This is a genomic window from Extibacter sp. GGCC_0201 (assembly GCF_017566055.1).
Taxonomy (GTDB): Bacteria; Bacillota; Clostridia; order Lachnospirales; family Lachnospiraceae; genus Extibacter.
On the sequence record NZ_JABFCH010000003.1, the window covers coordinates 141352 to 166275 of the forward strand.

The 24924-nt window shown below is 47.5% G+C and carries 23 protein-coding genes and 1 pseudogene; 12 read left to right on the plus strand and 12 right to left on the minus strand.

The features are described 5' to 3' along the window. Window positions 1–6: 6 nt before the first annotated feature. Window positions 7–2010, minus strand: a complete 2004-nt coding sequence (locus HJV72_RS03195) for a BglG family transcription antiterminator (protein ID WP_208068597.1) — start codon at window positions 2008–2010, stop codon at window positions 7–9. 229 nt (window positions 2011–2239) lie between these two features. On the opposite strand from HJV72_RS03195, the gene HJV72_RS03200 reads away from it, so the two are divergent. From HJV72_RS03200 to HJV72_RS03230, 7 genes are all read left to right on the plus strand, one after another. Then, complete coding sequence (locus HJV72_RS03200; protein ID WP_208068599.1) at window positions 2240–2692, plus strand: PTS sugar transporter subunit IIA; 453 nt, start codon at window positions 2240–2242, stop codon at window positions 2690–2692. 66 nt (window positions 2693–2758) lie between these two features. After that, a complete protein-coding gene (locus tag HJV72_RS03205) occupies window positions 2759–3124 on the plus strand; it encodes a PTS fructose transporter subunit IIB (protein ID WP_117771782.1) in 366 nt (121 codons plus the stop codon). A gap of 20 nt (window positions 3125–3144) precedes the next feature. Beyond that, window positions 3145–4542: a PTS galactitol transporter subunit IIC gene (locus HJV72_RS03210; protein WP_208068600.1), complete on the plus strand. Its 1398-nt coding sequence runs from the start codon at window positions 3145–3147 to the stop codon at window positions 4540–4542. A 2-nt stretch (window positions 4543–4544) separates the two neighbouring features. Next, window positions 4545–5603, plus strand: a complete 1059-nt coding sequence (locus tag HJV72_RS03215; protein ID WP_208068603.1) for a 2-hydroxyacid dehydrogenase — start codon at window positions 4545–4547, stop codon at window positions 5601–5603. 32 nt (window positions 5604–5635) lie between these two features. Continuing rightward, entirely contained in the window at window positions 5636–6289 is a 654-nt protein-coding gene (locus HJV72_RS03220; RefSeq protein ID WP_208068605.1) for an L-fuculose-phosphate aldolase, read from the plus strand. After that, window positions 6290–7315: a zinc-binding dehydrogenase gene (locus HJV72_RS03225; protein ID WP_208068607.1), complete on the plus strand. Its 1026-nt coding sequence runs from the start codon at window positions 6290–6292 to the stop codon at window positions 7313–7315. It begins immediately after the preceding gene. A 28-nt stretch (window positions 7316–7343) separates the two neighbouring features. Continuing rightward, on the plus strand, window positions 7344–7637 hold the full coding sequence (locus HJV72_RS03230; RefSeq protein ID WP_208068609.1) for a hypothetical protein: 294 nt from the start codon (window positions 7344–7346) through the stop codon (window positions 7635–7637). A gap of 66 nt (window positions 7638–7703) precedes the next feature. Here the strand turns inward: HJV72_RS03230 and HJV72_RS03235 are convergent, their stop codons facing one another. The 4 genes from HJV72_RS03235 to HJV72_RS03250 all read right to left on the minus strand — a co-directional run bounded on the left by HJV72_RS03235 (window position 7704) and on the right by HJV72_RS03250 (window position 12080). Next, window positions 7704–9506 carry a recombinase family protein gene (locus HJV72_RS03235; RefSeq protein ID WP_208068611.1) on the minus strand — a complete coding sequence of 601 codons (1803 nt, stop codon included), beginning with the start codon at window positions 9504–9506 and terminating at the stop codon, window positions 7704–7706. Beyond that, window positions 9503–9670 carry a hypothetical protein gene (locus tag HJV72_RS03240; protein WP_208068612.1) on the minus strand — a complete coding sequence of 56 codons (168 nt, stop codon included), beginning with the start codon at window positions 9668–9670 and terminating at the stop codon, window positions 9503–9505. The genes HJV72_RS03235 and HJV72_RS03240 overlap by 4 nt, the downstream gene beginning before the upstream one ends. 68 nt (window positions 9671–9738) lie before the next feature. Further along, on the minus strand, window positions 9739–10734 hold the full coding sequence (locus tag HJV72_RS03245) for a DUF4003 family protein (RefSeq protein WP_208068614.1): 996 nt from the start codon (window positions 10732–10734) through the stop codon (window positions 9739–9741). Between the two features lie 62 nt (window positions 10735–10796). Beyond that, window positions 10797–12080, minus strand: coding sequence for a sensor histidine kinase (locus HJV72_RS03250; RefSeq protein WP_208068616.1), 1284 nt, complete (start codon window positions 12078–12080; stop codon window positions 10797–10799). Between the two features lie 127 nt (window positions 12081–12207). Between HJV72_RS03250 and HJV72_RS20285 the strand changes: the two are divergent. The 3 genes and pseudogenes from HJV72_RS20285 to HJV72_RS03260 all read left to right on the plus strand — a co-directional run. Continuing rightward, a pseudogene (locus HJV72_RS20285) lies at window positions 12208–12321 on the plus strand (ABC transporter permease); the annotation flags it as partial. Between the two features lie 173 nt (window positions 12322–12494). After that, window positions 12495–13430 carry a hypothetical protein gene (locus tag HJV72_RS03255; RefSeq protein ID WP_208068618.1) on the plus strand — a complete coding sequence of 312 codons (936 nt, stop codon included), beginning with the start codon at window positions 12495–12497 and terminating at the stop codon, window positions 13428–13430. 105 nt (window positions 13431–13535) lie between these two features. Further along, window positions 13536–13907, plus strand: coding sequence for a metal-dependent transcriptional regulator (locus tag HJV72_RS03260; RefSeq protein ID WP_208068620.1), 372 nt, complete (start codon window positions 13536–13538; stop codon window positions 13905–13907). Between the two features lie 90 nt (window positions 13908–13997). Here the strand turns inward: HJV72_RS03260 and HJV72_RS03265 are convergent, their stop codons facing one another. The 5 genes from HJV72_RS03265 to HJV72_RS03285 form a co-directional block, all read right to left on the minus strand. Next, window positions 13998–15629 carry a Na/Pi cotransporter family protein gene (locus HJV72_RS03265; protein WP_208068621.1) on the minus strand — a complete coding sequence of 544 codons (1632 nt, stop codon included), beginning with the start codon at window positions 15627–15629 and terminating at the stop codon, window positions 13998–14000. Then, a complete protein-coding gene (gene secD / locus HJV72_RS03270; protein WP_208068622.1) occupies window positions 15626–17797 on the minus strand; it encodes a protein translocase subunit SecD in 2172 nt (723 codons plus the stop codon). The genes HJV72_RS03265 and secD overlap by 4 nt, the downstream gene beginning before the upstream one ends. Window positions 17798–17847: 50 nt before the next feature. Beyond that, window positions 17848–18276, minus strand: coding sequence for a hypothetical protein (locus HJV72_RS03275; RefSeq protein ID WP_208068623.1), 429 nt, complete (start codon window positions 18274–18276; stop codon window positions 17848–17850). A gap of 139 nt (window positions 18277–18415) precedes the next feature. After that, the gene (locus HJV72_RS03280) at window positions 18416–20146 is read right to left on the minus strand and encodes an adenine deaminase C-terminal domain-containing protein (RefSeq protein WP_208068624.1); all 1731 of its coding nucleotides are present in this window, start codon (window positions 20144–20146) and stop codon (window positions 18416–18418) included. Window positions 20147–20162: 16 nt separating this feature from the next. Next, entirely contained in the window at window positions 20163–21467 is a 1305-nt protein-coding gene (locus HJV72_RS03285; RefSeq protein WP_208068625.1) for an NCS2 family permease, read from the minus strand. 137 nt (window positions 21468–21604) lie between these two features. On the opposite strand from HJV72_RS03285, the gene HJV72_RS03290 reads away from it, so the two are divergent. Further along, window positions 21605–22585, plus strand: coding sequence for a LysR family transcriptional regulator (locus HJV72_RS03290; RefSeq protein ID WP_208068626.1), 981 nt, complete (start codon window positions 21605–21607; stop codon window positions 22583–22585). A 22-nt stretch (window positions 22586–22607) separates the two neighbouring features. Further along, window positions 22608–23318 carry a FadR/GntR family transcriptional regulator gene (locus HJV72_RS03295; RefSeq protein WP_208068627.1) on the plus strand — a complete coding sequence of 237 codons (711 nt, stop codon included), beginning with the start codon at window positions 22608–22610 and terminating at the stop codon, window positions 23316–23318. A gap of 199 nt (window positions 23319–23517) precedes the next feature. Here the strand turns inward: HJV72_RS03295 and HJV72_RS03300 are convergent, their stop codons facing one another. Both HJV72_RS03300 and HJV72_RS03305 read right to left on the minus strand, forming a co-directional pair. Next, the gene (locus HJV72_RS03300) at window positions 23518–24558 is read right to left on the minus strand and encodes a DUF5692 family protein (protein ID WP_208068629.1); all 1041 of its coding nucleotides are present in this window, start codon (window positions 24556–24558) and stop codon (window positions 23518–23520) included. An 18-nt stretch (window positions 24559–24576) separates the two neighbouring features. Next, on the minus strand, window positions 24577–24921 hold the full coding sequence (locus tag HJV72_RS03305) for a hydrogenase maturation nickel metallochaperone HypA (protein ID WP_208068630.1): 345 nt from the start codon (window positions 24919–24921) through the stop codon (window positions 24577–24579). Window positions 24922–24924 lie beyond the last annotated feature (3 nt).

A 24924-nucleotide genomic window follows, 5' to 3' on the forward strand; every position in this document is an offset into this window, starting at 1 on the left:
CTCCTTTTATCCATTCATTTCTGATAGTATTGCAATTATTTCTTCCGCCGTCTGGGCATACAGCATACGATTGCGTAAATCATCCTGGCGGAGAATACTTATAATTGCAGAAACAGCATTGACTTGTGTATTAACGTCGGTAATGCCGATCATGACAATCAGCCTTACCGGATCGTTCTTTTCGTGCTGGAAACAGACAGGGTTTTCTGTCCTGTATATACTCAGGCAAAATTGCCGTACTCCGTCAGCCGGCGCAGCATGTGCAAGCGCAATCCCCGGATAGAACACAAAGTATGGTCCGTTCATTTCAACAGAACGTATGATGGCATCTACATATCCAGGATAGATCTCCTGATTCTTCAGCAAAGGGATTGCAGCTATTTCCAGGGCTTCATGCCAATTAGCGCATGGTACGTCAAGGATAATATGATCCCGTTTCAAAAGCCTTGCGAACGGTATATTCAATACCGGTTTCCGTAAAACAGTCCCTTCTTTTGCATCTGTCAGCCTTTTTTGTCTGTGTACCGACGCCAGAGCTTTTTGGACGGCGATAATATCATCGTCTTCTAAATTTGGGGAAACGGTTACCCAATTGACATGGTCCATCTTTAGAGGCACCATACTGATAAGCAGATCAAAGTCTTTTCTGTTCATAATATCCTGAAGCTTGTGCGTTGCCGTAATGTCTGATATCTCTATATTAAAGGTCTGCAAAAGCCGGTTGGCCAGATAGTTCCCAGTACCGATGCCGACATGGCACAAGACAACCACACGTGGCGTGGATACTTTTCTTGTCTGATTTTCCAGCTCCGCTACTACATATAGCAGAATGTAATACAAGTCCGTCTCCGTACAGTGACGGCCGATACTACTTTCGATAATTCCTATATGGTCTTTTACAGCCTTATAGTGCTCGGGATAGTTATGAATGATTTTTTCATCAATCACCGTGTCTTTCTCTAATGCATTATTGCGTACGCTCCAGATATGCCTCGTCAGAGATATCGCAAAATTCTGGTTGTTTGAAAAGCTGCATTGTAAATCATTTTCTATTTCTTGTAAGAACTGCCACACCTCCATATAAAAATACAAGTCAACGGAATGTTCAAACTTCTGCAGCAGATCAAAGTGGCAAGTATGCAGCCGCCATGCCAGATAAAGGACTTCGTTGTCGCTATAGGCAATTCCAAGAGAATGGTCCGCTTCTGAAAGCATAAAGCGGGCAATATCGCCTACTGACACATTCATCAGCCGGATATCGAATTTAAGGGATGTACCAATCTCTTTTCCCAATCTCAATCTTTTACATAACAAGGCAAAAGTAAATACTGTCTGCTTATAGAATGTATCTGCAATTGTAATGCCGTATTTCCTCTCTGCCTCCTGCACGATAGCCGACACATCCGGAAGCAGCTCTGTCAAGTCCAGAATCAAATCAAACAAATAGCCAGATGTCCCTGCTTCCTTTTCAAAAGGATTCCAGTTCTTCAGATAAGGAAAGCACGTATTTAAGATGATTTCCTGCCGCTTTGGCTCTTCTATCTGCAGACGGTAGCCTCGGTTCGTACTCTGCTCAAATGCCACATGGTACTGTTTGAAATATAATTTGACCTTCTCGATATCATTCAAGATGGTAGCCCGGCTGACAAACAGCGTGTCGCATAGCTCCATAACTGTGACCGGATGTTCTGCATCAAGCAGTATTAAGACAATGGAAAGAATCCTGTCATCGGGAGAAAGATGGTATTCGTAGAAATTGCTGGTGTTAATGCGTGACAGGATCTGCCGCGTCTCATTTTCCATACCTGTATACGTAATTCCAGTGGAAGTGCGTTCTATAATCTCTTTTATACCCAGTCCGGCAGCAATATCTTCTAATGCAATACAATAATTCCTGATGGAACGTATACTTACGCCCAGCAGGGCAGATAATTCATTATAGCTCCTGCTGCGGTTGGGGCTGTTGATGATTTCGTGAAAGAACTCGCTTTGCTTTTTATTAATTCCCATATCGCTTCACTCCTTTCCATTCAGGATTTAGTGAATATGCTGAATAAAATCTCATTTTGTATATAGCATTTGACAAAATAATTATATTATCCTTTGCATTTTCCGGGAAGTCTAACTTCTTTCCAAAATATTGAACAAACCTGGACGTTTAAACAGCGCCATATTCTGCTATAATTACCAGCAACAAGGACTGCTCTTGTGCAAATCATTGGAAAGGAGGGACAACAAGATGATACATAAGGAATTCATATTTACAGAGTTAGAAGGAAGTACAAAAGAACAGGTTATTACTCAATTGGCTGACCGATTACTGGCCGCCGGATATGTGAAGGATACTTACAGGAATGCAGTTTTAGATCGTGAAAAAGAATACCCGACAGGACTCTCTCTCGGCGAATACTGCATCGCAATCCCACACACATTTGCAGCACATGTGAATCAGCCTGCCATAGCAGTGGCAAAGTTAAAAAATCCTGTTTCTTTTGCGGAAATGGGGTCGACGGATACAGATCTGGACGTCTCATTGGTTATGATGATGGCAATCTCCAATCCTGAAGAGCAGGTCGGCCTGCTGAAGAAGATATTACGCCTGTTTTCTGATGAAGATATCCTGAAAGCGTTGATGGCAAGCAGTACATCCTCTGAGCTGTATGAATTGCTGCGCCACATTGACGAGCCATGATAAGTTATATTTACAGAGTCAGGCAATCAAATGAAGCAAACGAAGAATGAGAAAGGAGGGATCAGGATGCTGTTTAAGAAGAAAAACAAGCATTCTGCACCAAACGAGGCAGAAGCACAACTTAGAGGTAAAGGCAAGACAATCCGTGTATTATCTGTATGCGGTTCCGGAACCGTCAGTTCAACTATGATAGCGGTAAAGATGCAGGAGCGTTTTGAAGCACTGGGCTATCGCTTTGAAGCCACTGAGGTAAACCCCGGCGGCGTCAAAATGGCTCTTATGTCCGGACAATATGATTTTATAGCATACACAAGTCCGGTGGACGATGATGTCGACATACCCAAAATCAATGCGGTCAGCTTCATGACCGGGTTTGCAGAGGAGGAATTTATGGAGGAAGCTCTTAAAGTCCTGGATGAACTTGGAAAATGAGAAAAAGGAGGAAATGAAAGATGTTAGAAACTCTATCGAACATATTTGATACTTTTGGTGCATCCGTGTCGGTACCGGTAATTATCTTTATCATTGCGATTGTTATGAAAGCAAAGCCGAACAAAGCATTTCGTTCGGCTTTGCTGGCAGGCGTGGCGCTGACCGGGTTCAGCCTGATGATCAATGCGTATATGCCGACAATCAGTGGAATCGTAGATAAGATGGTAGATAATACAGGGGTTAATCTGCCGGTATTGGACGTAGGCTGGCAGGCGTGTGCCCTTGTTGCTTATTCCACTAAAATCGGTATGGCCTTTTTAATTGTCGCGATTATCCTTCAGATTATTTTATTTATCACGAAATGGACAGACATTTTTATGCCGTCTGACTTGTGGAATACATATTCCTTTATGTTATGGGGCTCTACGCTATATATGGCTACTAAAAATGCTTGGTTATCCATGGGACTTATGATATTGATGAACCTCTATATACTGCTGTTTGCAGAAGTGCTGGCGCCGTGCTTTTCGACCTATTATAATTATCCCGGCTGTGCCCTGACCGCTCCCCACCACGCAGAAGGTGTGCCGTTCTATATCCTTGTAAACTGGATTATGAATAAGCTCGGATTAAATAAAGTCAACATGAATCTAAGTGCAGTCCAGAAGAAATTGGGCTTATTTGGCGAACCGATGGTCCTCGGATTATTTATCGGCTTTATTCTTGGCTTTATCGGGAATATTCATGAACTGGGCACCCTTGCCACCTGGGGCGAGATTACTACGGCTGCAATCAGCACCGCTGCAGTTATGGCTATCTTCCCCAAAATAGCTTCCCTCTTTGCCGCGGCATTTACACTCTTGACCGAGTCCACGAAAGGGACCGCCAAAAAGCATGGTAAAGGGCGGACCTGGTATCTGGCTGTAAATGATGCCACCGGATATGGTGAACCGGCTACTATCATGGTCGGTACATTGATGATACCGATTATGCTCGTATTGGCTTTCGCGTTGCCCGGCAACCGCGCACTCATTATGGTGGACCTGATTGCAATGCCATACTGCATGATACCGATGATCAGCATATCCAAAGGAAACATGCTGAAGACATTGATTGGAACTATTCTTTACTTCTCGCTGGCACTCTATGTATGGGGCTGGATGGCCGACCTTTATACTGCCGTAGCTGTTGAGGCAGGCTTCACACTGACAAGCGCGACCATGCTCATTACCTGCACATGCTTCATGCCACTTCTGGCCCTGCTGTTTGCAGCATTCCTGTCACAGAATGTATTCATAATCGCGTTGACAGTGATTGTGTATTTTGTCCTTTATATCTTATACAAGAAGAACAAAGATGCCGTTACCCGCTATATGCTTACATGTAACGACGTAAAGCCGGCGGAAGGAGTGGTATGACGATGGAAAATCAGGACTCTTTCATCCGCCGCGTTGTCGTGGTCGGAGATGCATATGTATCTCCGGCCGTACTTCAGGAGGCGGCAAAGACGCTGCCCTTTTCTGATATGGAGATCATTCCCTTTCTGTGGGGAACCGGCGATAAAGAAGAATTTGCCGAAATGCAGACAAAGCTGGAACACGGCGGTCCTGATGCCGTTCCGTATCCGGAAGGGCTTCAGGACGCTATGAAGACTGCTGATCTATTGATGGTTCATTTTTGTCCGGTTCCGGAAAAGCTGGTTCTTAACGCAAGATGCCTGAAATTAGTCGGCGTATGCCGTGGCGGATATGAAAATATTGACGCATCTGCACTCAGAAGGCATGGCGTCCCATTGATCCATATCATCCGTAATGCAGAAGCTGTCGCTGAATTTACATTGGGGATGATGCTGGCTGAGACACGGAACATTGCCAGAAGCCATCAAAAAATATGCAACGGCCAGTGGACATCTGACTTCTATAATTCCGGTTTTACTTCCACGCTGAAACATATGACCGTGGGCATCATCGGTCTTGGAAATATCGGTGCGCTGCTCGCCAAGAAGCTGCACGCACTTGGCGTAAAGCTGCTCGGTTACGATGCATTTCTGCCGGAGGATGCAATCCGGCAGCTGCCTGTAGCTTTCGTGGACTCCATGGAGGATGTGTTCAGGCAGGCGGATATTGTGTCACTGCATTTAAGGCTTACTTCTGAAAACAGAGGCATCATCGGATATGAATTGATGAGCCTTATGAAGCCTACCGCATATCTGGTCAACGCATCGCGTGCAGGACTGATTGACGAATCCGCTTTGATTCATGTACTGGCAAACCATAAAATCGCCGGTGCGGCACTGGATGTATTCCAGCATGAGCCTCTAAGTGCGGGGCATCCATATCTGAGTCTGGACAATATAACACTGACCCCGCATATTGCCGGAGACACCGTGGATTCAATAGCAAACTCTCCTTTCCCGCTCGTTCAGGCTATCACGGAATACTTGGAAACGGGTAACTTAAGAAATGTATGCAATTCATAATAACCTTTTTATAATGACAGGAGGAATCAGCTATGTTAATGGAACGAGAAAGAACAGAGATTACAGCGTATCTCAAAATGTTAATCACACATGGACTCACCAAAGGGACGGGGGGAAATATCAGCGTGTATAATCAGGCGCTTAAATACATGGCGGTCAGCCCAAGCGGCATGGATTATTTCAAGCTGTCTCCTGAGGATATCGTTGTCATGGATTTGGATGGAAACATAATAGACGGTAACAGAAAGCCTTCCAGCGAATATGAAATGCACAGTATCTTCTACCGTGAAAGAGACGACATCTTATCCGTCGTACATGCCCATAGTCCTTATGCCAGCGTCCTTGCATGCCTGAACTGGAGTATCGAGCCTTGTACCTATCTCATCGGTTCTGCGGGAAAAGATGTGCGCTGCACAAAGTACGAAACCTTTGGTTCTCCTGAACTGGCAGCAAGCGCCCTTAAGGGGATGGAAGGCAGATATGCCGTATTGCTTGGAAATCACGGCCTCCTGGCAGGCGGCACAGATCTGGCCACTGCATTTGATACAGCCGAGGAAATTGAATTCTGTGCGGAAATCTATTATAAATGCAAAGCGGCCGGTAATCCGGTATTGCTCAGCGATAACCAGATGGATATCGTATTGGAAAAATTTAAGACCTATGGTGTGCAGCCGGAGGTGGACTAAATGAAAAAAGTAATGTTCTACGGGCCAGAAGATATCCGTATGGAAGAATGCCCGGTGCCTGAGCCTGGCTTTGGAGAAATCGTCGTTCAGAACAAGGTGGCCCTGACGTGTGGTACAGATGTCAAGACATATATGCGCGGGTATCCGGGCGATATCCCACCCTATGGATTTGGCCATGAAGCATCCGGGGTCGTGTACGCCGTAGGCAAAGGGGTGGCAAACGTGTCTGTCGGCGACCGCGTTGTATGTCATAATTCGGCCCCTTGCCAGACATGCTTTTATTGCAAAAAGGGAATCCATACCATGTGTGATGATATGCTTTATAATATGGGTGCCTTCTCGCAGTATCAGCTCATTCCTAAGAGAATCGTCGATCAGAATACGTTTATCCTGCCTGATACGATGTCTCATGAATTAGCCGCTCTGATGGAGCCTTTATCTTGTGTTCTATTCGGCACAGAACGTGTAGGCGTGCAATTGGGAGATACCGTTGTCGTGAACGGAGCCGGTCCCATCGGATTAATGTACATTGCCCTGCTTGTCAGTAAAGGAGCACGGGTCATTGCAACCGACCTCTCAGAGGTACGTCTTAAGATGGCGGAAAAGCTGGGGGCCTTTGAGACTGTAGATGCCTCCAAAGCAGATGCGGCAGCAAAAGTAAGATCCCTGACACCTGGGGGACGGGGCTGTGATATCGCCATCGAGGCGACTGGTTATCCAAACGTGTGGGAAAGTAATATACGGATGGCCCGCAAAGGCGGAACCGTTCTTCTGTTTGGAGGGACTAAAGCAGGTACAAAATTGATTGCAGATGCAAATCTCATCCACTACTCGCAATTAACGATAATAGGACTGTACCACACCTCCCCCCAGTATACTATGGCGGCATTCGAGCTTCTGAAGAATAACGTCATCAAAACCGGCGATTTTATCTCCGAAAGCTACACTCTGGACGAGATTGAAACTGCAATTCTGGAACATGCAAAAGGACAGTGCATCAAGAATAAAATCATGCTTGATGCATAACTACAGACAACGACTGGAGGACAATACGATGGCTGCTCTGCTGTGTGCATTCGGTGTATGCTTTATATTAAAAGGATTATTCATGTGTGCGGGAAGGATGGTGCCAAAGAACGTTATCCTCAGGCTGCAGGATAACAGAAGGCAATTAAAGGGATGGTGCCAGGGCACAGGAACCGTGCATATACTATGGGGTATATGCGCGGTCCTGATCTGGTGTGCGGACAGATTCAATCATTATGCACTGTACATTATGATTGCCGTGATAGCCTGTGCAGTCATAAGCATGGTTATATCCTTCTGGACAACAGTAAAGTTTTCATGATTTTAGTCCCACAAGATAAGAACCGGTGGACCTGATCTTACATAAGTCCACCGGATTAAAGACGCTTTATGTCCCTACCTCACGTTCACATACTGCCCATTGCCCACGTCCGCCTCTGCCGTCAAAATAAATCCTGCCCTGCTGTCGTAATTTTTTAATTCGGTAGTTCACTGTAGTAAGGCTGACATGTTCCATTTCTGCTATCTCCTTTGCCGTAACAGAAGGGTTTTCTCTCATATATGCTACTATTCTCTCCCGTTCGGACTCCTTCCTGGATGCATATGCGAACTCCATGTCCAACGGTATCTCTAACATCTCCTCATGATAGAATCGTATCTTCAGCCTATCCTCATACACTTCTATGCATTCTATACTGTCAAGCATTTCCGACAGGACCACCCTGTGAAGCAGATCTCCCTTCAGCCTTTCTTCTATTTTACGTATTCTTTCCTGGTTCCCGGTATGCACGGGCTCTGTCCAACGGCAGGCCTTCAGTTCCTCTCTCAGATTGTGCAGCCTTTCTTCAAATTCTGTCTTCTTTCTCTTATAATCTTCATCGGATATAATTCCATCCAGCAGTTTATCTACAAGCTTATGGTTCAGATTCTCCTGCCTTTGTATCCTTTTTTTCAGCTCTTTGGCTTTCCCGGCCGGTTCTCTTTGAATGAACACTTTTTCTAATACTGATATCGCCTTATCACATATCTGCGGGTAATCGATTCCATAATTATTATAGTACGCCTCACAGGCAGCTTCCAGAAGGACCAGCAGCTTCTGCTCTTCCAAATGTATATTGTCACAGCCCGCCCCATCTATTATCGGCGCTTTACGTGTTCCCCGCCCATCTTTTACGTTGTCTTTTCTTCCGAATCGTAGATAATTCCGGCATTTCCATTCAATTATCTTCTCCTGATTCTTGAATCGCTTTCTTATGGTTCTGTAATAGGTGCCTCCACACAGGCCGCAATGAATCTTCCCCGACAGGTGGAACTTTCCTTCAGCCGGTTTCGCACGAGGGGCTTTCGTGCGATATCTTGCCGCTCTCTCATCCATCGCCTCATTAGCTGATTGCCAGGTATCTTCACTGACAATGGCAGGAACAGCGCATTTATGGACGATCCATTCTTCCTCCGGCATTCTAAGCTCCTGCTTTAGCTGAAAATCAAAGTGACGTTTATTTTGAACCACCGTTCCACACCGTATCGGATTCCGGATAATTCTTCTGACAGTCTCCTCTTGAAAAAGCTGCCCCTTTCTGTCCCGGTATCCCTCATCCGCCAGAACAGCCGCGATTCTACCACATCCCATGGACTGGCATAGATGAAACATCAGTTGTATTACTTTTGCCTCTTCTTCCACGATGACAATCGACTTATCCGGCAGCTTTTCATATCCATAAGTGCCCGGCGGCAGAATAAAAGACTCCCCACGTTTCTGCCTGTTCCTGTGTGCATTATTTATTTTCTTCGACAGGTCCTTGCTGTATTCTTCCGCCAGAATCGCTTTGATTCCGGTTATCAAAGCATCGTCTGTCGTATAGAATTTTCGTTCCATATACATGTACAGCTTTTTGCCATTCGTCACGAGTCGGTCGATAAATAGATACCAGTCTTTCGTATTACGCATCAGACGGTCCTGGCTCTTAATCAGGACGACATCGAACCTGTCTGTCTGCAGGTCTTCGTACAGCCGCTGATATTCCTTTCTCTTTTCCGCTGTCGTCCCGCTCTTTGATTCGATATACTCGTCAACGAGCATCCAGCCATTTGCTTTCACACTTTCTTTTGCCTCGGCCACCTGCTTTTTCAGTGCCTCCTGCTGGCTCTCCTCTTCCGTGCTGCATCGGCAGTATATTACGGTCCTGATCATTCTTCGGCTTCCTTTTGGAATACCGCTTTCCCTCTCAGCTCTTCCTCAAGGCTTATCAGATGTTCCTCCGCCAGCAGGCGCAGTATCCTGCACATAATGCTTTCTTCCTTCATCACTTTTGCATTATCTCTTACAGTAAGCTTCTCCGGCATATTTTCACCCACACATATTATGGTTTCTTCCATATATGGATATGGGTATTCTGTTTATTATATTCCATTGCCTGAAGAGGTTAATCTGCGGAACCTGAACTTGCCGCTGCGGCAGATGATGCCGCAACAGCAGCACACATCGCTGCCTGCTGTGCTGCAATCAGCGAAATGGTACTGCCGATTGCTGCCGATGTCATCACCGGACTGCCCTCCTGTTCTATATAGTAGCTGGCCAGCAGCATCCCCGCATACATGAGCCGCTGCTTCTTCCCGGTTCCCCATACTCCGAAGCCTTTCTGTCCTGACAGGAAACCGTCAATTTCTGCCAGTTCCTCAATCAGGACGTCCAGTTCCAATGGCAGCAATCCCAGCACACCCAAGGTAGGCAATTCATAGCTTGTTCCGTATTTATGCCCCTTCCTTTTCAGGCCTCTGTACAATTCTATCGTTCTTTCGCATTTTTCCCGCGCAGATCCTTCTCCCAGCGCCAGTACGTGGCTCAGAGACTGCACCGCATTCCCCGAAAAAAAATCAGCTTTTAATATCTCATAGCACTTTTCCGACTCCTCTGCTATCTGTTCATCTGTAAGTTCAGATAATGCCAGCAGTGCGGCAAACACACTGTCCTCACCGGATGTCAGAAAGGGGTGTTCTGCCTTCATCAAATCATAAATATGTCGTGTACGTCCGGCAATCTCTTCATATACGCCAGGCTCGGCTATATCTGCAATAATCATGGATGCCAGGGGCAGATACGATGAGGTGAAGAAAAGACGCTTCAGAGCGTTATATACGTAAAGAGACTTTTGAAGCTTCCCTTCCGGGTTCCCGTCTACCGCCAACATAGAAATCATGGCAAGCTTGACCGTCCCCCTGAAATTAGAAAAGATTCCAGTCTGCTCTCTCAAAATATCTCTACAGCGTCTCATCTGTTCCACATCTGCCAACTGGCCTTTGTCCGTAAAGATGGCTGCGCAGACTGGATATATATAAGCGCTGTCCCATGCGAACGCACCCTTAATCGTGTCTCTGTTCACAATGAATTTTTCACATAATGACGCTAATTCTTGTTTCATATTTTTCTTCCTCCCTGAATCCATATTTTATTACAAAGCTAATTGGTCATATTCCGCATGAACTAAAGAATCATCCTCATCCGGAACCACCCGTCCCTGGCGTCAAAGTCCAGATATCCCTTGCAGCGCTGCACGAAGCTTTCCATACTCCGGGTTCCATATCCATGCCCTTCCCGGGCGGCGGTTGGCATACCTTTGCTGTCAAATACTACCGTGCCGGCATATGTATTGGCAATTTCCAGAAGATACTGGGCCCCTTCGCATCTTCCGTTCACACGGATAATCCTCTTTTGTCCGTCAGTCATATGCATACAGGCATTATAAGCATTCTCAATCGCATTGGACAGCATGACAGAGAATTCCGTGATATCGGCAGCTTTGTCCGGCACGCTCTCCAGATACACATCCAGTTCAATCTCCTCATCCTTTGCCCGCTCGGAAAAGAAAGACAAGGTGGCATCAATAATCGGATCCCCGGAATATACCTTCAGCTCTCCGCTGCCATCATAGCTGTCCAGACTCCTGCTCATAGATTCCAGAACCTGGTTTAGCGAATCCCAGTCATGACTTTCGACGCACGTATGGATAACATGCATATAATGACGTATATCATGCCTGTACATCTTCAACTGTCCATCCATGGCACTGAGTGTGTCCGCATGATTTTTCAGGGAAGAAACCTGCACTTTAAGCAGCTGATAGTTCCCTTCCATCCGGTAGTGGTCTTTTAATTTCCTGAAGAACATATAGAATGCAACATATACGCAGAATACAGACAGGCACATCAGAATAGCCTGTGGCTGTAGCTCCGGATGCCGGTAAAGCGGCCCGGGTACCATGATGATAAGTGCAAAGGTAAAGCTCAAAGATAAGGGTATAATCGTAAACCACCACCATTCACGCTTTATTTCCTGAATCACCTCTAAAAACGGCCTTCTGAAAACCTTATATAATAATACGCCAATTACAAGAAAAACGGTGGTTTTAATACATAAGTGGATAATATCCGTGTAGTAGAATACACAGTCGCTGATCGTATCGCTGATGAATATAAACAGACAGGCACTGAAAAAAATGAATATAAGCCGTCCGTCCAGATATTTGTATACGATAAGATAGAATAAGCCGCAGGATATGATGTTGATTATAGATATCAATGCTCTTCCTTCTACTGTCACACCCATCCGCCAGAAAATCAAAATATCAGCCAGTAATAAGCATAATACAAACAGCGGGGCTGATAATCTCATCGTCTTCTTAGAAAATCTCCATTCATCGGTAAGTATTATCATATAGATCAGCCCAAACGGCGCCGATATCATACTGTCAAGCGCATTGATTATCATCTTGTCCCTTCTCCCTCTTCCTTCTCCTTTGCTGTTGCAATTATTCTATCACAGATTTCAAGCCACAACAACGCAAGGATTGATTCAGACTCTATCCCATGGTATTCAAACTTTCAGAATCCCCATCCGGCTCTTTAAGCTCGACTGGCTCCTGATGTCTATCGTACTGCTCTGTATCATGGCAATGGGGTTGTATTCGCTGATAAATCTTATAGAAAGAATCTATCTAAAGCGGGTATGACTTTGTTGTATAGATCTGCACCCTTTGGTCAGTCACAAAAGCAGCCGCGTAATTAACGCAGCTGCCTACATATTCCAGTCTGTCACCATCTGTTTTTTATTCCTTCAAATCGTCTTTCTGTTGTTTCCCCTTTTGCGCAGGTGTATAATATAAAAAAGCAAGGAGGTGTAGATATGTATGCGCCTATGGAAAAAAAGCAAGTGAAAAAAGCTACATCTATTCTACAAAATAAAACGATTCAGATGCTGCGAGGTGTCTATCGTGACGATGTTTGTAAAGTAGCTGATGACCATCCCGTAAAAACGGGGCCTGTCGTCCGTCTGCTGGCATTCATGGATGGCCGGGAGGTAGAGTACAATCTGGATACTTCCGGAAAAGCAGTCATAGATGAGGAATGGATTCTCCAAACCATCCACGACACAGTACATGAGGGACTCGACATCTTGAAAGAAACGTCCACCACCGTTGAAGACAAAAAAACAATCCTTTCGGCTTTTCAAATGATGGAGTATTTATCGCTAAATCAGCATCTTTCTAAGGAAGTTGGCAGATTCAGTACGCACGGCGTGACGAATATGCGTAATACTGACGGACAAGTAAAAGAAAGCATGCGTAAAAACGCAAGAGAACTAACTGAGATATTCTATTATTTCATCGGCTCTACCAGGCAACATACAGAAGATCTGACCGATACCATCATTCTATACAGAGCAGTTCGCATGGAATTAAAAAGCGGACAGGAAAAACATATGGAGATACTTCCAAGTTCTACATCCTGGAGCCTTGACTTCTGCAAAGGATGGGCGGGAAATGATAAGGAACAGTATATTATTTTTGAAATCACTGTCCCTTTAAGCTTTCCACTATTATTTTCCTCCTTCCCGGACCACGACTCCAAATATCGCTTTTCCAGTCATATCAACCAAGGGCAGAGCGAGGTCCTGCTTGCCCCAAGCCAGCTGAGATTTACCGGCCCAAGCCGCAAGGACGACGGATATACGATACAGCCCTGCAGCGCAGCCAGCTTATCTTTAGATGATGCGTTGCAATTGATAGGTCCAGTGCCGTCTGCTATACCGGACGAAGAGGAGATGGAGGAAGATGACTGACTCTATTACGTTCCACTTCACGTAAGCCCGTATATATTTGCAATCCGGTTTTACTCTTGCTATAATTGTTACATCATCACAATACATCAAGAAAGCAGGAGCATTATGAAAATACAAGAATCTGCAGAAAACTATCTCGAGACGATACTGATGCTGCAGCAGCAAAAGGCTGATGTTCGTTCTATCGACATTGTTAATGCACTCGGTTTTTCCAAACCGAGCATAAGTGTTGCCATGAAGAACCTACGTAACAACGGATATATATCGATGGAATCCGACGGTCATATTACGCTGACGCCATCTGGAAGGGAAATTGCCGAAAAGGTATACGAGCGCCATACTTTCCTGTCAACCTGGCTTGCCGACCTGGGTGTCGCTCCCGATATCGCAGCAGAGGATGCATGCAGGATTGAACACGTCATCAGCGCAGAAAGCTTTGCCGCAATCAAGAGGCATGTAAGAGGCACATCCGGATAATATGCTGTCTCCAGATTCAGATCTGCCAATAAAATGAGCCTGTCCATCATTCTTCACGGGGACAGGCTTATTTTATTTGTATCTACAATTTCAGTTCATCATCTCATCATATAATTCTGCTATATTGAGCGCATGGTCGCCGATTCTTTCAAAGTCCGTCAGCATTTCAGAAAACAGAAGGCCTGCTTCTGCCATACAGTCTCCATTCTTCATCCGCTTCATCTGCTTTTTCAGATAGCTCTGCTGCATATCGTCTATCTTCTGCTCATTCTGCGCTGTTTTCTCCAGCATCTCCCTGCCGGAAGATTCCCCTGTAAATTCTAGTATATCAAGCGTTTCCAGGCTCACCTGCTTCATCTGACGTATATCTTCCAGCGCATGGCCTGAAAAGGAAAGTCCCCATTTCTTCATGTCTTTCGCATATCCTGCAATGTTTACTGCGTGGTCTCCAATACGTTCTATATTGCTGATTATCACATAATAGGCATTGATACGTTTTGAATCCTGTTCGCTCATCTCAACTGTCATAAGCCGTCCGATATAACGTGAAATCTCTGTATTCAGATAGTTGATGTACTCTTCTGCCGCCTCAATCTTTTCTATCGCCATATTCCCGCCGTAAAGCGCAGCATCAAAACTTGCCGCGGCATTATTTCTGGCCATGGCAAGCATCCTGGCCACTTCTTTTCTAATCTCTGACAGTGCCGCCGCCGCATGTCCTACCGGATATGACGGTTCGAAGGGAGATAGATATTCCAGATGTCTGATGGCTTCCGTCTCTTCCTTTCTATCCGGCAGTATACGCACCGCCGTCCTTGCCATAAGGCTGCCAAATGGCAGGAGCAGAAGTGTCGTGACTATATTAAATGTCGTATGTATATTGGCTATCTGCTGGACCTGGTTGCCTGGCGCCGTAGCTTCCATCCAGGACACAAACGGTGTAACCATGCAGACAAAAGTAAACACTGCAGTCCCTAACATATTGAACATCAGATGAATAATCGTAGTCCTCTTTGCATTTGTTTTTGTCCCAATCGAGGCAAGCACCGCCGTTATGCACGTCCCGATATTCTGTCCAAACAGGATGTATACTGCGCTGGATAGCGGTATCATGCCGGTTCCCGCCAGCGCCTGGAGAATACCGACAGAGGCTGACGAAGACTGGATGACAGCTGTGAATATGGTGCCGATCAGTATGCCAAGGAGCGGATTGCTGAAGGTTGTCATAAAATGGATGAATGCTTCCGAGTCCTGAAGCGGCTCCATCGCCTTCCCCATCATGTCCATTCCTATGAACAGCACTCCCAGCCCAGCAAATATCTCGCTTATATGGCATATCTGCTTGTTTTTTACAAATAAGATACAGGCGACACCGGCAAATGCGATGAGCGGAGCAACTGTGCCTATATCAAGAGCAATGAGCTGCCCGGTAATCGTCGTACCGATATTTGCGCCCATAATGACCCAGACTGCCTGGTTCAGGCTCATCAGGCCCGAATTAACGAATCCGACGACCATGACCGTGGTTGCTGACGAAGACTGGATGACGGCTGTTATTCCCGCCCCCACTAGCACACCCTTGATTCTGTTGGCAGTCAGTTTCTCCAGAATCGCCTTCATCTTATTACCCGCTGCTGTCTCAAGGCCAGTGCTCATCATCTGCATTCCATACAGAAACAGGGCCAGCCCCCCAAGCAACGTCAAGATATCTGTTCCTCTCACCTTTCCGCTCTCCTTTCCCTGAACTCCTTCCACGTTACCCACAACGGTCCGGCTATACATACGGAAGAATAACATCCGCTGATGACGCCGGCCAGAAGTGGCAATGCAAACATCTTGATGGATCCGATATTATAGATATATGAAAATGCAAGGACCACCGCCGCGCAGAGGGCAGTCGTGAACGCCGTCTTTAAAGACCTGCCAATCGTCTCTGTGATGCTTCGGTCCACGAGCCGGCACAGGCTCTCCTTTTCTCTTCCCGGATGTGCTAGATTCTCCCGTATCCTGTCATAAAGGACTATGGTATCATTGATGGAATATCCTATGATAGTCAATGTAACTGCTACAAATGCATCGTTCAGAGGTATCTTTCCGACCTCAAACACGAAGAATACGATAACTACATCGTGCAACAGGGCAATAACAGCCGTAATACCGGCCGATAGTCCCGAGAGTGCCGAAAAACGGATCCAGATATAGATGACGATGAACAGCGAGGACAGACCAATTGCAATGGCGGAATTCCTAAGCGCCTTGGCCCCTATGTACGGCTCGACCACCGATGTCTCTGACAGTGTATATTCTGCTTCTTTATCCTTGTTAAGTGCTTTAAGCACCTTTTCCTGTTCATCCGGAGCGATTCCCTGATTTCCTGCCAATGTCAGGATAAGCTTCTTCTGCCCTGACAATGGATCTTCCGATATCTGTGTACTGACAGGGCGGTCCAGTATGCCTTCTGCCGCCGCCCCGGCTTGCGCCGTGTCAGCTTCGCCCGTATACGTATAGCGCAGAATCGCTCCGCCGGTGAACTGGGTATCAAGCCTGATGCCGTTTGCACCGCTTGCAGCAATACCTGCCAGCAGCACCGCAGCCGTGAACAGATAGATTTTCCTGCGTCCTGATGCGAGACGGAGCATCTTCGGTTCTTTTTTTCTTCGGAACATGTTCTCTCTGTGAAGCATGTCATACCGTACTACGGACGTGAGCATGAAACGGGACATCCATACCCCCGCCAGAAGGTTTATGAGAACCCCTGTAAATAGGGTATAGCCGAAACTCAGCATCGTGCCTGAACCAAACAACATCAGTATCAGGGCCACCGCAGCCGTCGTTATATTGCCGTCCAGCACGGAGGAGAAGGCATTCTTATATCCGTTCTGCACAGCATGGCGCACGCTTGTCCCCCGCTTCAGTTCTTCCTGAATCCGTTCGCTGATAATAATATTGGCGTCAACCGCCATGCCAACAGACAGGATAAGACCTGCAATTCCAGGCAGCGTCAATGTATACTGCGGCAGAGACAGTGCCAGTATCTGGAGCGACATCTGGAAGATAAGCGTCAGACAGCTGACGGCTCCGGGCAGTCGGTAGCTATATATCATAAATATGCAGATCAATACAAATGCGGTGGCAGCCGCTGCCACCATCGCCTGCAGCGCGTAGCTTCCAAGGCTCGGACTAATCGTATTATAATTTGAAGTCTCCATGGAAAAAGGCAATGCTCCCGCGTTGATCTTCTCAGACAGCGCTCTGGCTGCATCTATGGATTCCATACCGTTTATTACCGCTTCACCACCGGTAATCTGCTGCTGTACGACAGGCGCAGATATCAGGGTATCGTCCATATAGATCTGAAGCTGTTGGCCTTTAAGGTTTCCTGTGGCTTCCGCAAATTCTTCTGTCCCTTTGCTGTCGAAGGAAAGCTGTACTTCATAATCTCCTGTCTCGGTATTTTTGACAGGCTGGCTTTTCTTAACGTTCTGCCCCTCTATGAGAACGTTCCCATCCGGGTCTCTGAACGTAAGCTTTGCCGTCTCTCCAAGTTCTGATATGGCGGCTTCCGGGTTGAACTCTTTTTCGTCCGACTTCCACGGAAACCGTACGATGATATGGCCTTCCTTTTTGTCGACCGTAACTTCCCGGTCCGTTATATTCCTGGCATCCAGCCGGCTTTCGATGACATTTCTCGCGGCTTCCATCTGTGACACGGACGGCGTGCCCTTCATTCCGACAGGCTCGAACACCGCCTCCACGCCTCCTTTGATGTCTATCCCAAGCCGCATATCTCCTACGCCTTTCAGGTCGTCTCCGCAGCCAAAAAAGGCAAACAAAACAAAGGCTGCAATGATTGCCAATGCCACCCAGATATGATTCTTTTTATTTTTCAATGTACTGTTACCTCCAATATTTCTAACCGTCAGTTATGTCCGGCTGATTCTTATCTTGCGGCAACAGCACGTTTTTTACCATCGCACTTATGGATTAGTCTGATATGACTAAGGTACACATCTGCAAGCGACATGCAGAGTATCAGAAATGAAATAAGACTGCTTCTGAAGCTTCTTCTAAAAGCAGCAATGGACATACATATGAATAATCCGGACAGCAGAAAGGCAGCGGCACCTTTCCTTCCTTTTGACACAGCAGAGCTGGTTTTTTCCAGCACGTTTTCCTTCATGCCTGCTTTGACCTGCTCTGACCGGGGCATGTCGACGAAATGCTCCCTCTCTGTCATGGCCTCCAGCGTACTGGAACTTTTGTCCAGAGCTGCCGCCTCCTGCTGTCCCGTCTGTTTCAAGGCAAAAAGCAGCCCTATGAAAAACAACGTAAAAAGGGAGAATTGAATGAACCTTTTCTTCTTGTCCATAGGGCTGCCTCCTGCTAAATTTATAATGCAGATTTTAACATGCCTTGAGGCATCCGTCAATAGGCCTGGCCTGCCAAAATATCAGCCACCTCCGCAACTTTCATCCAATTCCCTTGAGGTCGCTGTACTAAACTTACCTCTATAGGACAAGCGGTACGATTTTGCCTTTTACTACATCCACAAGGCCGCAGTCTGTCAGCTTTAGCGCGGGGCTTACCGGCAGGCCAAGCGTACACAGCGACATAATCGGGTTATAATGCCGGTATCCGAGAGAAATCAGGCTTTTCCTGACCTTTCCAAGCATCCTGCCAATCTCATCCGCCGGCTCTTCTGACAGGATACCTGCAACCGGAAGGGAAAGCTCCGCAGCAATCCCGCCATCCTCTGCCGTACAGATGCCGCCTTTAAGCTCTGTCAGCCGCCGTGCCGCCACAAGCATATCGTCCACGTTGCTGCCGATTACAAACAGGTTGTGATGGTCGTGGTAATAAGTTGTAGCTGCAGCCCCTCTGCTGATACAGTCGCCTGTGACAAACCCATAGCCGATATTGCCGTTAATCCCGTGTCTTTCGAACACTACAGCCAGCATACATCCGCTGTCCTCCCACCGGAGGCGTCCGTCCTCCACCGGCATCACAACACGTACCTCTTTCGTCTGCGTACATCCGTCCTGTACCTGGATGACACGCACTTCTGCCTCGTTCCCTGCAATCCCCTCCGCCGGTATGAACTTCCTGGCGGTAAGTTCTGGCAGATGCAGGCTGTCATAGAATGCCGGCGGAAAGGCGTACGTATCCTTCTGCTTCTTTTGTGCCCCTTTCTGATAGATCTCTCTTCCATCCTTGAATACACGTTCAGGCTGGAAGTTGCCGCACTCTGCTGCTTTCAGAAGCTGAAAGTCCGCTTTTCTGCCTGGCGCGATTGCCCCTCTGTCTCTTAAGTTCATACGCCGTGCCGGAGTGTAGGATGCGCAGTATATGGCCTCCTCCAGAGGAAATCCCATTGCTACCGCTGTCTGCACGACATGATTCAGCTGTCCGTACTCCATGAGCTCATCCGCCATCGTATCATCGGTCACAAAGCTTACATGCTCATAAAGCCTGTTTTCCATAATATAATCCAGCACATCCTGCCGCAGCATCTTCTCCTGTATCTCGACGAACATCCCATTGGCAAAACGGTCTCTAAGCTCCGCCAGCGTGTGTTCCGTATGGTCTCCGTCAATGCCTCTGTACAGGAACTTCGCCAGGTCAAGCCCGGTGAGGGACGGACAGTGCCCTTCTATCACTGCCTGCGGGTCTTCTTCCCTCAGATAATCAAGATACTTTGTAATCTCCAGTTCATCTCCGCGTATAATCTGGCGGTAATTCATGACTTCCCCGACACACACGACGCCGTCTTCGTCCATCAGATGCTTCATCTCTTCAAATCCGATGACTCCTCCTGTCGTCTCAAGACTGCTGTTCGTGGACGGCACGCTGCTTGGAATTCCATAATAGATATCTATCGGCGCGTCCTTGGCGCCGTTAATCATCTCATGGATGCCTGAGACGCCGACTACATTGGCAATTTCATGAGGCTCGGATACCAAGGTCGTCACCCCGCACTCGGCCGCCCGTTCTCCGAACGATACCGGCGTCATCATGGAACTCTCTATGTGCATATGGATATCGACGAAGCCCGGCAGCATCCGGTAACCACTCCCGTCCAGCACACGCTCGGCCTCAAGGCCATGCTGCTCAGCCTTCTGCGTCTCCCTGCATACATAGTAAATCCTGCCTTTTAACACATATACATCCGCCACTTCAAACAGCTTCAGATATGAATTGTAAACTTCTGCATTTTTAACGAGCAAATCTACCTTCTCCATAACATCCCCTCTTTATCTACAATATGGAATAGAAGTACAAAAGACATACTGCCACAAGTATCCACATGGCCGGCCGTACTTCTTTGATCTTGCCGGACGCGATCTTCATGATAAGATATGAAGGCAGCGCGGCGCAGATGCCGTTAGCGATATTGTTTCCGAATATTGTAAATGCGATACAGACAAAGGCCGGAAAGGCTTCTGTCAGATCGTCATACTTGATGTTCCTCATAGCGCCAAGCATGTTGATGCCGATATAGATAAGCACCGGTGCGGTAGCCGCTGAAGGTATCATAAGCGCGACAGGTGCCAGGAGAAGCGCAAGCCCGAACAGGATTGACGTAAATATAACCGTCAGCCCGGTCTTGCCTCCTGCTTCCACACCTGCCGAAGACTCAAGGTACGTCGTCATGCTCGGCATGCCAAATAGTGCCCCGAAGCTTGTTGCGATTGCATCCACCTTAAAACATCTGTCTATTCCCGGAAGATTGCCGTCCTCATCGAGGTACCCGGCTTTTGCCCCTACGCCGAGCACCGTCCCGAAGGTAGAAAAGAAATCGGGCACAAACAATGCAATCAAAAACGGAATATATGCAAAATTCAGCGCTCCCATAAAATCAATATTCATAAACTGTCCGCCGATACCTGCCGGCATCGTCAGCAGGCTCTCCGGCATCTTCGTAACCCCGAACGGAATTCCCACGATAGTGGTTGCCGCGATGGCAAGTATCATATCTCCCTGGATCTTCCTGGACTTCAGTATAAGGAGGATGATAAAGCCGATGACCGCGACAATCACCTCCGGTGATTTCAAATCGCCGAACCCAAGGCTTTTTTTAGCTTCATTGGCAATGATAAGGCCGCAGCTCTTTGCGCCGAGCAGCGCAATGAAAAGACCGATACCAGCGCTGACCGCATGTTTCAGGCTGACAGGTATGACCCTCACGACCGCTTCCCTGAGTCCCAGGAATGATATGGCAATGAACAGCACACCGCTCCAGAAGATGACTCCAGCCGTCAAAGACGGCGCTATCCCATCATTTGCCATCATTGCCGTCACTATCCCCACGCTGCCAAGCCCTGGTGCCAGTGCGAACGGACGGTTCGTGTACAGCGCCATCGCGCACGTCGTAAGGATGACGAGCAGTATCAGCACCGTGAACATCACATGCTTGTCAAGCCCTGCCGATTCCAGCATGTTCGGAACGGTTGCAAGCACATAGGCCATCGTCACAAATGTGGTGATTCCTGCCAGAAGCTCTGTCTTTATATTGGTGTGAAATTCAGATAATTTAAATTGTTTTTCCAGCCACTGTCTCATAAAGTTACTCTCCTATTTTCCTCATTGTATTTTCTTGCTTCTTTTGCTCTTTCATTGTATGATAACCATAATTGATTGTCTAATTCATCTTAGCCATAGGCACCATTCCAAATGAGAATACTTCCGGAGATATTGTTATGAATATTCATGAACTGAATTACGTTATCTGCATTGCAAAACATCAAAATATAACAAAAGCCGCCCAGGAGCTCTTCATTTCCCAGCCGACGCTGAGCAAGCACCTGAAGAAAATGGAACGTGACCTGGGCCTGAAGCTGTTCAACCGGATAGACAACTGCTATATCCCCACCTATGCCGGCAGACGCTATATGGAGTATGCTTCCAAGGTGCTCGCGCTGACGCAGGATTGGGAGAAGGAGCTTCTAGACCTGCTCTCGCTTAAGGACGGGGAACTGACGGTCGCTTTCCCGCTCATGCGCAGTTCCTGTATGCTTCCTTTTATCCTGCCCGCCTTTCACAGGCTGCACCCTCATGTTAAGGTGCACTTTCTAGAAGAGACCCATGCGATACAGGAGCGGCTGCTGGAAGACAGCAAGATTGATTTTGCTGTGTTCAGCGAAGAAACGATACATCCGAAACTGGACTGTGAGACGCTGGGCAGAGAAGAGATACTGCTCGTCGTCTCCCAGAAGCATTCGATGGCAAAAGGGCTTCCTGATTATCAGGATGCGCGGGGATATTACCCTACCGTGGACTGGGAAATGCTGAAAGACGAGACATTTATCCTCAATTCGCCGGAACAGAATACCGGCGCAGTTACGGCCCGGCTTCTAAAGGAGCACTATGTAAACCCGTCCGTCTCCTTTTACACCCGCAATACGCAGGCAGCCCTCCTGCTCGTCCAGCACAATGAAGGACTCTGCTTCGCACCGGAGACTTATGTCCGCAGCACGGCCTTCGATCTGCCGCCGGTCTGTTTTTCTCTTGGAGATGAGAGGGCCTTTACCTCAACGGTTGCCGCATACCGGAAGGGTGCATATCTGCCCATCTATGCCAGAGACTTTATCAGAAGCGCCCGCGATTACTTCGTCACTTTCACAAAATGCGGCAGGCATCCCCACCGGTATAGGCCGGAATCGGATTACAGGCAGCCATAAGACGGACAAGGAGGATATAAATATGGAATTTCAGAAAATCAGTTCTCCCTCACTTAGGGAGCTTTTTGTCGACCAGCTTGAACACATGATTTTATCCGGTAAATTGAAAATCGGAGAGAAACTGCCGCCGGAGCGCCAGCTGGCAGAAATGATGCAGGTGAGCCGCGCTGTCGTCAACAGCGGGCTGTCTGAATTGGAAAAGAAGGGATTTCTTATCGTAAAGCCAAGAAGCGGGACATATGTCGCCGACTACCGCAGAAAAGGGACCCTTGACACCTTGATGTCTATCATGAAGTACAACGGCGGACGGATACGCAATGAAGAGATCCGTTCTATCTTTGAAGTTCGCATCGCCCTTGATACATTGGCTGCCCAACTCTGTATCGACCGTATCAGCGATGAAGAAGTGGAAGTCCTCCGTGAGAAGGTAGAGCTCATCCGTGACGCACAGAGCAGCAAGGATGCCATCCAGGCGGCTTTTGAATTCCAGCATGAATTCGCCCTGGCATCCAAGAATACGCTGCTCCCCCTTATATTCCAGTCGTTCCGGGCCCCCATCTTCACGATGTGGGAGCGCTATCTGGATCTGTATGGCATACAGTCCCTCTATGAAAGCAACTACACGATGTGGACGTATATCAGCAACCGCGATACGAAAGGTGCCATCGAATGGATCAATTATTCCATCGGGGAATGTATCAGCGGAAGCCGGGAGATATATTACGATGTCTAGTAATGTAGACGCCGGTGGGGAGGGGGATGGCAGATGCTCCGCCTCTTCCGCTTACACCTGCGCATCTGCCATCCCCCTCTCCACCGGCTATCCACTTTACCGGCAAGGGCGGGTGCGTCTTGTGCAACGTTGATGGATGACGTAAGACCGCCCGCTTCTCCGTACACTGCCAAGACACACTTAACTTCCTCAACAGATTTCACTTCTCAGCCCTTGCAATTGCAAGCTGGTAATCTTTCTGGTCCGTAAATATCTCGTTCTTATATGGGTTCTTCTTCTGCTGCTTCGACCGCCTGATTATCACTGACAGGCAGATTACATTTGCCCCGAAGGCAAGCAGCGCCACCACCCCCTGCATGACAGGATTGGCAGACGCCGGCCTCGTTGCGGCGTCCATGAACCCATCCGCATATAAGACCGGAATCGTCGCAAAACGGCTCGTATCCTGGAACATGGGGAACACCTGCGCGAACATGCACCAGAGTGCAAGGGTATTCGCCCTGTTCTGGATCCATCCGCCCTTGTTCCACAATGCATTGGCAAACGTAGGTGCCAGCAGGAGTGCCAGGCCGCAGTACCATGCGTGAGTGGGGAGATTGTTGTAAGTATATTCAAAGTTCCAGAGGTCATAGGCAATAATAAAGCACCATGTCATGTCCGGCCACAGCATATCTTTCCGGTCTTTGGATGCATAGATTCCCCACCACCCCGTCATGCATAAGATGTTGAGTATCCCTGCTATTCCATTAACCCAGTTCCACCATCCGCCGTACAGCCATACATTTTCTGAAGACAGCCACCATCGGTCTCCATATTCCGCGAGCGCCATGGCACCTTTGATGCCAGATTCAAAATCACTGGCTACCGCTATCAGGATATTGACCGCTACAATGATGAATGGAAATACCTTGAACCAATCTGCTTTGCCAAATTTCCATTTATATTTGATCATCATGAATCCGATACAGCCGGCCGTAGCCGCATAGAGCTTCGCATAGTGGAACCAGCTGTTCATATGTACGTAGGTGGGGTTATTGAGCGCCCATTCCGCGCCATTTGCCGCACCGATATAGATTGCGATAAAGTATATCGTAAGGGCCGCCGGTATCACCATCAGACAGAAGATTCCGCCTTTCTTCGTCCGTCTTGCCAGCTCATTTACAAGCACCAGCCCTGCAAATACGAGAAGCCAGCCGAGCAGCTGCCAGCCCGCGTTATCACCATATATCTGAAATAACATAAGTATCCTCCCTCATTTCTAACAAGCTTCTATTTCCTTGATGTTACATTCGTTCCCCGCCACGAGATATGTATTTCCTCCCGCACAGTACGGGCAGGTCTTTCCATGCATTATCGTGCCATAGGTCTTTCCACAGTCCTCACAGAAGGTCACCGCCGGTATCTCAAGAGTGGTCAGTTCTGCCCCCCTCAGAAGGTCGGACTTATCAGCCGCCCATTTCCAGCAGTCTTCCAGATAAGAATCAACCACCCCTGAGACTTCACCGATTTCCAGCGTAACGCTGGCGACTTTCGTAAGCCGGTTCTCTTTTCCTACCGCTTCCAGACTGTCAATGATATGAAATACGATTCCAAGCTCATGCATACC

Excerpts from the sequence above, each read along its gene's own strand:
- HJV72_RS03195 (WP_208068597.1), bottom strand. The coding sequence starts at position 2,010 with ATGGGAATTAATAAAAAGCAAAGCGAGTTCTTTCACGAAATCATCAAC.
- HJV72_RS03200 (WP_208068599.1), top strand. The coding sequence starts at position 2,240 with ATGATACATAAGGAATTCATATTTACAGAGTTAGAAGGAAGTACAAAA.
- HJV72_RS03205 (WP_117771782.1), top strand. The coding sequence starts at position 2,759 with ATGCTGTTTAAGAAGAAAAACAAGCATTCTGCACCAAACGAGGCAGAA.
- HJV72_RS03210 (WP_208068600.1), top strand. The coding sequence starts at position 3,145 with ATGTTAGAAACTCTATCGAACATATTTGATACTTTTGGTGCATCCGTG.
- HJV72_RS03215 (WP_208068603.1), top strand. The coding sequence starts at position 4,545 with ATGGAAAATCAGGACTCTTTCATCCGCCGCGTTGTCGTGGTCGGAGAT.
- HJV72_RS03220 (WP_208068605.1), top strand. The coding sequence starts at position 5,636 with ATGTTAATGGAACGAGAAAGAACAGAGATTACAGCGTATCTCAAAATG.
- HJV72_RS03225 (WP_208068607.1), top strand. The coding sequence starts at position 6,290 with ATGAAAAAAGTAATGTTCTACGGGCCAGAAGATATCCGTATGGAAGAA.
- HJV72_RS03230 (WP_208068609.1), top strand. The coding sequence starts at position 7,344 with ATGGCTGCTCTGCTGTGTGCATTCGGTGTATGCTTTATATTAAAAGGA.
- HJV72_RS03235 (WP_208068611.1), bottom strand. The coding sequence starts at position 9,506 with ATGATCAGGACCGTAATATACTGCCGATGCAGCACGGAAGAGGAGAGC.
- HJV72_RS03245 (WP_208068614.1), bottom strand. The coding sequence starts at position 10,734 with ATGAAACAAGAATTAGCGTCATTATGTGAAAAATTCATTGTGAACAGA.
- HJV72_RS03250 (WP_208068616.1), bottom strand. The coding sequence starts at position 12,080 with ATGATAATCAATGCGCTTGACAGTATGATATCGGCGCCGTTTGGGCTG.
- HJV72_RS03255 (WP_208068618.1), top strand. The coding sequence starts at position 12,495 with ATGTATGCGCCTATGGAAAAAAAGCAAGTGAAAAAAGCTACATCTATT.
- HJV72_RS03260 (WP_208068620.1), top strand. The coding sequence starts at position 13,536 with ATGAAAATACAAGAATCTGCAGAAAACTATCTCGAGACGATACTGATG.
- HJV72_RS03275 (WP_208068623.1), bottom strand. The coding sequence starts at position 18,276 with ATGGACAAGAAGAAAAGGTTCATTCAATTCTCCCTTTTTACGTTGTTT.
- HJV72_RS03280 (WP_208068624.1), bottom strand. The coding sequence starts at position 20,146 with ATGGAGAAGGTAGATTTGCTCGTTAAAAATGCAGAAGTTTACAATTCA.
- HJV72_RS03285 (WP_208068625.1), bottom strand. The coding sequence starts at position 21,467 with ATGAGACAGTGGCTGGAAAAACAATTTAAATTATCTGAATTTCACACC.
- HJV72_RS03290 (WP_208068626.1), top strand. The coding sequence starts at position 21,605 with ATGAATATTCATGAACTGAATTACGTTATCTGCATTGCAAAACATCAA.
- HJV72_RS03295 (WP_208068627.1), top strand. The coding sequence starts at position 22,608 with ATGGAATTTCAGAAAATCAGTTCTCCCTCACTTAGGGAGCTTTTTGTC.
- HJV72_RS03300 (WP_208068629.1), bottom strand. The coding sequence starts at position 24,558 with ATGTTATTTCAGATATATGGTGATAACGCGGGCTGGCAGCTGCTCGGC.
- HJV72_RS03305 (WP_208068630.1), bottom strand. The coding sequence starts at position 24,921 with ATGCATGAGCTTGGAATCGTATTTCATATCATTGACAGTCTGGAAGCG.